11 protein-coding genes are annotated in these 10,714 nt (G+C 55.5%); 2 read left to right on the top strand and 9 right to left on the bottom strand.

Translation table 11 applies throughout. The annotated features are described in order from the left end of the window. Positions 1 to 28 precede the first annotated feature (28 nt). Positions 29 to 2,032, top strand: a complete 2,004-nt coding sequence (locus WBC85_RS03995; protein WP_424433385.1) for a capsular polysaccharide biosynthesis protein — start codon at positions 29 to 31, stop codon at positions 2,030 to 2,032. Here the strand turns inward: WBC85_RS03995 and ribD are convergent, their stop codons facing one another. Next, positions 2,033 to 3,127, bottom strand: coding sequence for a bifunctional diaminohydroxyphosphoribosylaminopyrimidine deaminase/5-amino-6-(5-phosphoribosylamino)uracil reductase RibD (gene ribD, locus WBC85_RS03990; RefSeq protein ID WP_424433384.1), 1,095 nt, complete (start codon positions 3,125 to 3,127; stop codon positions 2,033 to 2,035). Continuing rightward, complete coding sequence (gene nrdR / locus WBC85_RS03985; protein WP_424433383.1) at positions 3,124 to 3,591, bottom strand: transcriptional regulator NrdR; 468 nt, start codon at positions 3,589 to 3,591, stop codon at positions 3,124 to 3,126. The genes ribD and nrdR overlap by 4 nt, the downstream gene beginning before the upstream one ends. Positions 3,592 to 3,797: 206 nt before the next feature. Between nrdR and WBC85_RS03980 the strand changes: the two genes are divergently transcribed. Beyond that, the gene (locus WBC85_RS03980; RefSeq protein ID WP_424433382.1) at positions 3,798 to 4,325 is read left to right on the top strand and encodes a hypothetical protein; all 528 of its coding nucleotides are present in this window, start codon (positions 3,798 to 3,800) and stop codon (positions 4,323 to 4,325) included. Positions 4,326 to 4,345: 20 nt separating this feature from the next. On the opposite strand, the gene WBC85_RS03975 is transcribed toward WBC85_RS03980, so the two are convergent. From WBC85_RS03975 to WBC85_RS03945, 7 genes are all read right to left on the bottom strand, one after another. Continuing rightward, complete coding sequence (locus WBC85_RS03975; protein WP_424433381.1) at positions 4,346 to 4,879, bottom strand: SRPBCC family protein; 534 nt, start codon at positions 4,877 to 4,879, stop codon at positions 4,346 to 4,348. Positions 4,880 to 4,945: 66 nt separating this feature from the next. Then, positions 4,946 to 5,443, bottom strand: coding sequence for a hypothetical protein (locus WBC85_RS03970; RefSeq protein WP_424433380.1), 498 nt, complete (start codon positions 5,441 to 5,443; stop codon positions 4,946 to 4,948). An 83-nt stretch (positions 5,444 to 5,526) separates the two neighbouring features. Continuing rightward, positions 5,527 to 5,808 carry an HlyU family transcriptional regulator gene (locus WBC85_RS03965; protein WP_424433379.1) on the bottom strand — a complete coding sequence of 94 codons (282 nt, stop codon included), beginning with the start codon at positions 5,806 to 5,808 and terminating at the stop codon, positions 5,527 to 5,529. An 11-nt stretch (positions 5,809 to 5,819) separates the two neighbouring features. Further along, complete coding sequence (gene rpoD, locus WBC85_RS03960) at positions 5,820 to 7,799, bottom strand: RNA polymerase sigma factor RpoD (RefSeq protein ID WP_424433378.1); 1,980 nt, start codon at positions 7,797 to 7,799, stop codon at positions 5,820 to 5,822. 164 nt (positions 7,800 to 7,963) lie between these two features. Next, positions 7,964 to 9,919: a DNA primase gene (gene dnaG / locus WBC85_RS03955; protein ID WP_424433377.1), complete on the bottom strand. Its 1,956-nt coding sequence runs from the start codon at positions 9,917 to 9,919 to the stop codon at positions 7,964 to 7,966. A 59-nt stretch (positions 9,920 to 9,978) separates the two neighbouring features. Continuing rightward, entirely contained in the window at positions 9,979 to 10,281 is a 303-nt protein-coding gene (locus WBC85_RS03950; protein WP_424433376.1) for a hypothetical protein, read from the bottom strand. 33 nt (positions 10,282 to 10,314) lie between these two features. Beyond that, positions 10,315 to 10,714: sarcosine oxidase subunit gamma (locus WBC85_RS03945; RefSeq protein ID WP_424433375.1), on the bottom strand; the 400-nt coding region annotated here is incomplete at its 5' end.

Raw genomic sequence — 10,714 nt, 5'->3', positions numbered from 1 at the left:
GTCGGTGTCGTGACGAAGACAAGTTGGTTTGCTGGCGGTGGCGGGACACTACAACGGCGGATTTCTGAAAGAACGGCGCTTGCGGCGTATCCTGTCGCTTGCGGGGTATGATCTGCGCCTTGGCCTTCCGAAAAGTGGTGATTTAATTGGCGTTTGGGGCCATAGCCCGACTGCCCATCGCGGCGAAGCGGTCGCCGCGAAGCACTCGGCTGCGATCATCCGCATTGAAGATGCCTTTTTACGCTCGGTCCTGTCTGGTCGCTCAGGCCAGCCGCCGCTCGGGCTGACGATTGATACCAAGGGCATGCACTATGATCCATCTCAACCCTCTGATTTGGAACAAATCCTAAGCACACATCCGCTCGATGACACGGCACTCTTGAACCGCGCCCGCGCATGCATCGCCCGCCTGCATGAGGCCCATCTGAGCAAATACACAGGTTTTGATCCAACCACGCCCTGCCCCGACCCCGGTTATGTGCTTGTACTGGATCAGACAAAGGACGACGCCTCTGTCCTTGCCAGCGGCGCAGATCGCGCAACGTTCCTGGAAATGCTGGTCTTCGCGCAAGAAGAACATCCCGGCAAACGCGTCATTGTCAAAACGCACCCAGACACAATGGCCGGCCATCGGCTTGGCTATTTCAGCGCTTCGGATGCCAATCACAATGTCACCCTGTTCAGCGATCCTGTCTCGCCATGGACGCTGCTTGAAGGGGCTTCAGCGGTCTACACCGTTTCCTCCCAACTTGGCTTTGAAGCTATTTTTGCAGGGCACAAACCGCGGGTCTTTGGGCAACCATTTTATGCAGGCTGGGGCCTAACACAGGACGAACGTCCAGTTCCGCGCCGCCAACGCACGCTAAGCCGCGCACAGCTTTTTGCGGCTGCAATGATCCTTTATCCCAAGTGGTACGATCCCTACCGCGATTGCCTGTGCGATTTGGAAACTGCAATCGACACATTGGAAGCACAGTCCCGCAGCTGGCGCGAAGATCACAAAGGTTGGGTCGCCAGCGGCGTCCGCCTGTGGAAGCGCAAGGTGTTTCAGCGGTTTTTCGGCCAAAATCATGCGATCCTTTACGAAGATGAACAAAGCAAACTTGCCGCGACCATGCAGGACGGGCGTCGGCACATGGTCTGGGCCAGCGCAAAAGTTGCGCCGCTCAGCAATCAAACCGTACGCGTAGAGGACGGTTTTCTGCGCTCCAAAGGGCTTGGCGCTAATCTGATTCCACCCCTGTCTTTGGTCTTGGATGATCTTGGGATTTACTATGATCCCACACGCCCCAGTCGCCTTGAAGAGTTGATCCGCATGCGCAGATTACTGCGCCCCGATCAACGCCACCGCTCAGAGCGCTTGATAAGCGCGCTAAACGCTGCCGCGCTTAGCAAATACAACGTGGGCGATCCGCATCTTGCAGAGCTGCCAAAGGGCCACCGCATCCTTGTGCCGGGACAGGTCGAAGACGATGCTTCCATTCTTACAGGCACCAAAACGATTGCGACCAATCTGGAACTTCTGAGTGCGGCGCGTGCTGCACATCCGGATGCCGTGATTTTGTACAAACCCCATCCTGATGTAGAGGCCGGTCTGCGTTCAGGTCGCATAGAACAAAGCGATCTGGACGCGTTATGCGATGGCGTGCTGCGCGGGATTGATCCGATAGCTGCGATCAACGCCGTTGATGAAGTCTGGACCATGACGTCCCTGCTCGGCTTTGAAGCGCTGCTTCGGGGTAAATCCGTCACCTGCCACGGCGCACCGTTTTATGCGGGTTGGGGGCTGACAAACGATCAAGGGGCAGTGCCCGCACGGCGCAGCACCAAGGTCAGTCTGGAAGCGCTGGTTCATGCCACCTTGATTGATTATCCACGCTATTTCGACCCGAAGACGGCGCAAGCCTGCCCTGTCGAGGTTATTCTGGAGCGCCTTGCCAGCGGTGATCTTCCGCGCCCGGGGCCGATGAACCGTAGCCTATCCAAACTGCAAGGCGTGCTGGCAAGCTACGCGCATCTTTGGCGGCGCTGACTAGCTGCGTTCCCAAATATGTTCGACGTCTTGGCCCAGCTGGTTAAGGGAAATCAAACGCAAACGCGGCGCGTCTGAGAGCACCTCGCGGCCCATCGCAGCGACACCCGAAATGCCATCAGCGCCGATCAATACACCCGCAGAATGGATAATCAGGCGATCCACCAAATCTGCACGCAACAAGGACGCGGCCAGATGTCCGCCGCCCTCACAAAACACACGCGTCAGCCCCTTTGCGCCAAGGGCTTGAAGCATTGAAAGCGGCTCCAACCCCGCATCCGAATTCTCGCAATGGATCAACTCCGCACCTGCTGCGCGCCACGCGGCGCGGCGCTCTTCGCTGGCGGCGGCGCCATGGCAAAGCCAGACATCAACCTCGCGCGCAGTGCGGGCCAGCGTGCTTTCCAGCGGTATGCTTAGGCTTTGCGCCGCAATTATACGGATAGGCTGATGCGCATGCCCCAAATCGCGAACCGTAAGCGACGGATCATCGGCGCGGGCGGTCCCTGCTCCGATCAGAACCCCGTCATGGCTGGCCCGCAAGGCGTGCACACGCCGACGCGCGGCTGGCCCGGTTATCCATTGGCTGTCACCTGTGCGCGTCGCGATGCGTCCATCAAGCGTAAGCGCCAGTTTTAACGTCACAAAGGGACGTCCAAGTTCGGTTCTAAGGAAAAACCCTGCATTGTCTTCAGCGGCGTCCTGCGCGCACAGACCTGTTTCAACGATAACGCCAGCCGCGCGAAGCTGGGCAAAGCCGCGGCCGGACACGCGTGGATCGCTGTCTTCCATCGCGGCAACGACACGTGCAATACCCGCCTCGATCAAAGCCTCGCTACAGGGCGGGGTTTTGCCGTGATGCGCGCAAGGCTCCAGCGTGGCATAGGCCGTTGCACCGCGCGCGGCGTTACCCGCTTGCGCCAAGGCCAACGTCTCTGCATGAGGTCGCCCGCTTGGCTGGGTCCAGCCGCGCCCGACAATAAGACCCTCTTTTACAATCACACAGCCAACCGCAGGGTTGGGCCATGTACGACCAAGGCCCCGCCGCGCAAGCGACAGGGCCATTTTCATAAAGCGTTGATCGCTTTGACTCAACTCTCTGGCGTCACGTCGGGACGCAACTCGGAAACAAACTTGTCAAAGTCATCAGCCGCTTGGAAGTTCTTGTAAACACTAGCAAATCGAACATATGCGACGGTATCGATACGCGCCAGCGCTTCCATGACGATCTCACCGATCTGTTTGGAATTGATGTCGGTTTCGCCCATGCTTTCCAGCCTGCGCACGATGCCAGAAATCATCTGGTCCATCCGCTCCGGCTCAACCGGACGTTTTTGCAGCGCGATACGAATAGAGCGCTCCAGCTTGTCACGATCAAAGTCTTCACGACGACCATTTGATTTAATCACGACCAAATCGCGCAGTTGAACGCGCTCATACGTTGTAAAACGCCCGCCGCAAGCCGGGCAAAAGCGCCGACGCCTGATCGAAACGTGATCCTCGGCAGGACGACTGTCCTTGACCTGAGTGTCGATATTTCCGCAAAATGGGCAGCGCATGGCCGTCCCCCTTATTCTACTGTCTCTGCCTCTGGCTGTGGGTTAGCCCCACTTATCCACAGGTTTTATAGGGCAGCCGCTAGGGTTTGGGTAGGCCTTTATTTGTGGCGCTGTATCTAGTGTGGCGCGCGGGACTCAGAAAAAACACTTGAGTGCCAAGTTTCTTAAGGTCTTACTATTTTCATAATATCAAAAAGGAAATTCTGATGGGTGGCGACATAACTTTCGAATCTCTAGAAGCTATCGACGATCTCACAGTGATCGCACACGCTACTGCGCCCGATGTTGTAGACGATGGATTCAATATCGTTTTCGAGGGCGTTTTGATGATGTGTTGGAACGGTTTTCAAAATCGAAGGACTGATACATTTTCGATCTGGCACCGTATGTTGAAGTGGATTGCGCTCATTGAATCTCGACCTTTCGCTTCGTCTGAAGAGAAAACCAAAGCGCAATCCTTAAAGCGAAAGATGCTAACATCTGAACGCTTTGATCTGCAAATTCAGCTAACGAACATCGGTAGTAGTAACACACGAGGTTCGTTTTCCATTTTGTCAAATGGAACAACATTGGTTCCAAAGTTCGCGATGGCTGGCGCGCGAACGCACGGAGTTTCAGCAACAAGTCATTTTGAATGCAGCCTGATCAAAGGCAACTGGAGCACTAAATTCATTAAGGAGACACTGCCAAAAACAATAGTGGTTGGATTTGATGGCCAACAGAAATTGGGTTAACCCACTAATTAGGTAAGGGACTACCCTTCCTCAACCATGGCTTTCAAATTGGCGAGACCTTTTTCATAGTCGCTCCCAACCCAGCGATCCATCATAAGCCCCATGTAACGGCCAATCGGGTTCATCCCCATGTCCGTATCCAAGTCCCATGTGATGGTTGTTTTTCCGCTCGCTTCTACAAGGGTAAACGCAGCCATCGCAGTGCCCATTTCTCCGAAATCAAGCGCAGTAACGACCCTTTCGTTCGGAACGCTTTCAACGATTTCCTGTTTACCGTTGCCAACCTGCGGATGCTCTGACGTCCATTCGAGTTTGGAGCCGACACCCGTATCTGGACCAGAATATGTGAGTTTCACTTCAGGATCACGGCTTAGCCAAGGGGACCAATCTGCCCCCGCTTTCAACCCGTTCACCTTGGCAAATACTTGCCCGGCGGGCGCGTCAATCTCGATGGAGCGGGCCACCATGACCTTGCGCGGCAGCACGTAAGCGAGCGCGACCAAGACAACAATCAGGACGACAAGAATGGTTAGAATTCGTTTGATAATGCGCATGGGATGCCTCTTCCGATAGGGCCAAACATAGCCTGATTTAGCCAAACGACCTAACTAATTTCTAAGTTAGCAGCCTGCGCCCCACGAAAACGTCTCTTGGCAATAGCGTTGACCTGCGGCCTCTTTCGCCTCGAACAAAGGGTAGAAATTTGCTTCTGTAACAGAGCCTGTGTCGCAGATGAGTTCGGCAACTTCTGAATCGCCCTCACCGACGATCAATCGTCCATCCACTGGCGCGCTTTCTATATTGCGGTCGATAGCATAGGACAAATTGTAGGAATACGCGCCATTGTAGAACGTGATTTCTTCCCAGATGCTGCGTCCTATTCCGTTCCATGGCGTCATCTCAACACCGATTTCACGCCGTGCCATCAGTAGATCTGGTGCGCGGTCTGTCGATCCAAAGTGATAGACGACGACTTCGCCCTGCAAGCAGACGTCTATCGTTTTCTTTGCGCCGTTGAATGTGCAGTGAAACAACGGTGTGCCAGTCCCAAAACAACCTGCTTGCGCAGAACCCGTAATGAACAGCGCCAACGCAGCAGTAATTAATTTGCCAAGCATTTGATATCCCTAGAAATACAAAAAGAATATCTTCAGCCTAGCAGAACCGGCATCAAAAACGAGGGTTTTAAGACCAGCTTCCCCTAAAACAGACGATCGCCCTGCTGATCGATCATCTGACGGGCCTTCGCGACAGATGCCTCAACGCAGGCATCGAAATCACTGATCGTGTCGGCGCGGATCAAATGGTGGCTTTGCAACTCGCCGCCGATCTCTTTTTCAATGAGCGCGCAAAGCCGGTAGCCCTGCGCCTCTTTCATAGGATCGGGTGTGATCCGAAAGCCCTGGTATTCTACCGCCGCTGCCTTTTTGGCAGCGGGGCTTTCGTTTGATTTTGACCTAAAGAGCCAAGAAAGCAGTGACATGCGCCGCCCGCCTACTGATCCAGGAAGCTGCGCAACTTGCGTGAGCGGCTTGGATGTTTGAGCTTGCGAAGCGCTTTCGCCTCGATCTGACGAATACGTTCGCGTGTAACGCTGAACTGCTGACCCACCTCTTCGAGCGTGTGATCGGTGTTCATACCGATGCCAAAACGCATCCGCAAAACACGCTCTTCGCGTGGGGTAAGCGAGGACAGAACCCGCGTTGTTGTCTCTTTGAGGTTTTCCTGAATGGCGCTGTCCAAAGGTAGAACCGCATTCTTGTCCTCAATGAAATCACCAAGCTGGCTGTCTTCCTCGTCGCCAATCGGCGTTTCCAGAGAAATCGGCTCTTTCGCGATTTTCATCACTTTGCGCACTTTTTCCAAAGGCATTTGCAGCTTGGCTGCCAATTCCTCTGGCGTTGGCTCACGACCGATTTCGTGCAGCATCTGACGACCTGTCCGTACCAGTTTGTTGATCGTTTCGATCATATGGACCGGAATACGGATTGTACGGGCTTGATCGGCAATAGAGCGGGTGATTGCCTGACGGATCCACCACGTCGCATAGGTCGAGAATTTATAGCCGCGACGGTATTCAAATTTATCAACCGCTTTCATCAGGCCAATGTTGCCTTCCTGAATCAAATCAAGGAATTGCAGGCCACGGTTCGTGTATTTCTTGGCAATCGAAATGACCAAACGCAGGTTGGCTTCGACCTTTTCTTTCTTGGCTTGACGCGCTTCTTTTTCGCCCTTCTGAACCTGCTGCACGATGCGGCGGAATTCAGAGATATCAAGACCAACATATTGACCGACTTGCGCCATGTCGCCGCGCAATTCTTCGACCTTGTCGGTAGAGCGCTCGATGAACATCTGCCAACCACGGCCTGCCTTTTCGCCCATCTCCTCGAGCCAGTTCGGATCAAGTTCACGGCCACGATAAGCTTCGACAAACTCACGGCGGTTGATGCGTGCCTGGTCAGCCAGTTTCACGATCGAACTGTCGATGCTCATCACACGGCGGTTGATACCGTAAAGCTGGTCGATCAGCGCTTCGATACGGTTGTTGTGCAGGTGCAATTCATTCACCAGCAGAACGATTTCCGAACGTAGCTTCTGATAGGTCGCCTCTTGCGTATTAGAGAAGCTGTCATCTTCGTTCAGCGTCGCAGAGATACGGCTGTCTTGCATCGCAGCAAGCTTTTCATAGTCATTCGCAATGATGTCCAATGCCTCGAGCACCTGAGGCTTTAGCGCGGCCTCCATCGCTGCGAGGGACATGTTTGCCTGTTCATCTTCATCATCGTCATCATCGTCGGCAACGATCGGGTTGCCATCAGCGTCCAGTTCCGCGCCGCCCTCGGTCTTGGGGGCCGTTGCGGAATTCGCGGCAGTTGGCACAACAGGCGTGGTTTCTTCCTCGCCCATAGAGTTGCCAAAGGTGGCTTCCAGATCGATCACGTCGCGCAGAAGAATATCTTCCGACAAAAGTTCGTCGCGCCAGATCGTAATCGCCTGAAACGTCAGCGGGCTTTCACAAAGCCCGGCGATCATCGTATTGCGGCCCGCCTCGATACGCTTGGCAATCGCGATTTCACCTTCGCGGGACAGCAACTCAACCGAGCCCATCTCACGCAGATACATCCGAACGGGATCATCTGTACGATCCAGCTTTTCAGCCGTGCCTGTGGATAGCGTGACTTCTTTGTTCGTGCCAGCCGCAACCAGATCGGTTGTGCCTTTATCCTCATCCGCGTCTTCGTCTTCTTCGGTGACCTGAATGCCCATTTCAGAGAGCATCGACATCACGTCCTCGATCTGATCCGAGCTGACCTGATCGGGCGGCAAGACCGCGTTAAGCTGATCGTAAGTGATAAAGCCCCGCTCACGTGCGTCGGCGATCATCTTCTTGATGGCAGTCTGACTCATATCGAGCGAGTGTTCGGCGTCCTGATCGTCAGACTTGCGGTCGTCATTGTCCTTGGCGGCCATGCAGATGCTCCTGTGCGGGGCGTGCGCCCCATGATTATGTTTCCGGCGTCTGGCCGAATCTTTGGCGAACAAGTGATTCGTTATTAACGAATCATATCGCACTGAGGTGATTCGGCTACCCGTTTACCCTGATTTCTTTACTTAATCCTCACCAAAATGCCAATTCATGGCTGTTTGGTAACGTTCAACTTAATCAACAACTCGTCAAAGGCACTCTTTTCATCGCGATTGATTCGCGCCCCGTTCGGGGCCGTGTCGTATTCGGCTTTGTCTTCGTGTTCGCTGCGCATCGCAAGATTACGCGCCTGTGCGGCCTGCCCCAAACGCCAAGTGACCGATTCATCGGCGAGCCCCACAAGGTCTTCTGCCGCTTCTTGCACTTCTGCGCTCAGGCCCTGCTCTGCTTCCAGCTTGGCCAATTCCTCTGACACAGTCATCAGGGCCATTTCGACGTCTCCGGGATTACGGATGCAGGGTGTTATGGCGACATGGCCCGCGCCAAGCAGCTTTTCAAGGCTCTCGGCCCCGCGCACGTCGATAATCTTTTCGCGCAACACCTCTGCGCCATTGGGGGCATGGCTCAAAATCAAGTCGCGTAGCGCGCTATGTTCCTGCGTACTCAGGTGCATTTCTTCTAACTGGCCCTCAAACTCGGCAACAACTTCGGGCGTGCAAATAAGGCTCGCCAAAATCACTGCTTCGCGCATCTGGCGCTGGGTGTCTTCGCCTGCCCCGGCCAACAAGGACGCCTTGGTGCCTGCCATCGCGCGCGCAGGCGGATCTTTTCGCCAATCGCCCTTGCGCCATGGCTTTTTCGCGCCGCCCGATTTGGGCCCTGCGCGGAATAACTGCCAGCGCATGTCTTTGATTGCCTGCCCATAATGCGCACGAATAGACGGATCGCGGATCATCATGATCTTTTCGCGCAGAATTTTGTCGAGCGCGGCCTTACGCTCGGGGCTATCAAAATTCTTACCCTCGATTTCCTTATCCCACAGCAATTGCACCATCGGCATCGCTTTATCGAGCACGGCTTGAACAGCCCCTGCCCCTTCGGCGCGGATCAGGTCATCTGGGTCTTTGCCCTCTGGCATCAAGGCAAAGCGCAGGCTTTTGCCCGCTTCAAGCAAGGGAAGCGCCAGATCAATCAGCCGCTGCGCGGCGCGCAGGCCTGCCGTGTCCCCATCCAGCGCGATGATCGGCTCGTCCGAAATGCGCCAAAGCAGATGCAGCTGATTGTCAGTGATCGCCGTGCCAAGTGGTGCAACCGCCGCGCCAAAGCCACCCTCGACCAGCGCAATCACATCCATGTAACCCTCAGCGACGATCAATGGCGCGCCTTTGCCAGCAGCTTCGCGCGCAGGGCCATGATTATAAAGGCTGCGCCCTTTATCGAACAAAAGCGTTTCGGGCGAATTCAGATATTTGGCATTGTCATTCGGGTCCATTGCGCGACCGCCAAAGGCGGTGCAGCGCCCGCGCGCATCCCGAATAGGGAACATGATCCGGTTTCTAAAAGTGTCATACGGTTTGCCACCCTTGCTAGAGGCTTTGCATAGCCCGGCAGCAAGGATGAGGTCCCCGGAAACGCCCTTGCCGCTCAGATGATCCCAAAGCCCTTGCCAGCCGTCAGGGGCGAATCCGACTTCAAAGCGTTCAAGTGCCTTTGCATCCAGCCCGCGCCGCTCCAGATAGCCGCGCGCCTCGGCGGCTGCGCCTGTCTGAAGTTGCAAGCGGAAGAATTGCACCGCTTGCTCCATAACCTCTGCAAGCTCAGTGCGTTCATCCGCCTTTTCCTGCGCGCGGGGGTCCTGTTTTGGAACGTCCAAACCAGCCTCGCCCGCCAGGATTTCGATCGCTTCCATAAAACCGACATTTTCGGTTTCACGGACAAAGGAGATCGCATCGCCCTTGGCATGACAACCAAAGCAATAGTAAAAGCCTTTTCGGTCATCTACATGAAAAGACGCGGATTTTTCCTGATGAAAGGGGCATGGTGCCCACATGTCACCCTTGCCCTGATTGGACTTGCGCGCATCCCACATGACTTTGCGGCCCACAACCTGTGACAGGCTGGAGCGCGTGCGTAATTCATCAAGGAAGCCGGGTGGAAGGGACATACCTCACATATGGGCAGGCAGCAGCCAGAGTCCAGAAGCCCGCCCGAAAATGAGGACGCTTATTGCGTCAGGCACAGCTCTTGCCATGCGGCGGACAGATCAGCCGTTTTCACATCCGCCATTGGCATCCCGTAAATCCAAGGGGCCACCAGCGGCACAACAGCGTTATACTTTTCAGGCCATTCTGGGGCGGTCTCGGCGATATGCTCGACGACTTTCCGCTCGCCCACACGCGCAACGCGTGCTGCCTGTACAGCAGCCACCACATCCCCCTGATAGCCACAGTCTTTTTCCTTGGCCGCATCCGCAAACGCAGGCGAAGCAGCGGCCACACATAAAACAGCACTCAATACACGGATCATAACACACTCCAGAACAACAGATTTGCGCGCATCTTATCCGCGCGCAGCAACAGCTTCCAGTGCAGTCGTCAATTCGTGAACCAGCGTGACCGCCATTGAGCGGAAAACCGCAATCATAAACGTGTCTTCCTGCGTGCGGGTGATGCTGGCGTTCATATGCCCCAGCTGGCTGCGGACAGTTGCACCCACCGGAAACGCGCGCAGGCGCATATCAACCGGCACCAACCGGGCCAAGGCATCCGCGCCGCCCGCCCCCGTTAGCGCAACAAAGGCCCAAGCATCCGATTGATCCACCACAGCCGCATAGGCCCCCAAACTGGGGTCTGGAGCGGCACCCAGCAAAAATGCCTCGCCCTGCCCCATCCAGACCAAGCGGTGCCCCGCATCGCCCGCCGTTTGCCCCGGTGCCGGAAACGGCAAGCCAATCGCACGG

The organism is Planktotalea sp. (assembly GCF_049680325.1).
GTDB lineage: Bacteria > Pseudomonadota > Alphaproteobacteria > Rhodobacterales > Rhodobacteraceae > Planktotalea.
This window is presented reverse-complemented; position numbering and strand designations above follow the sequence as displayed.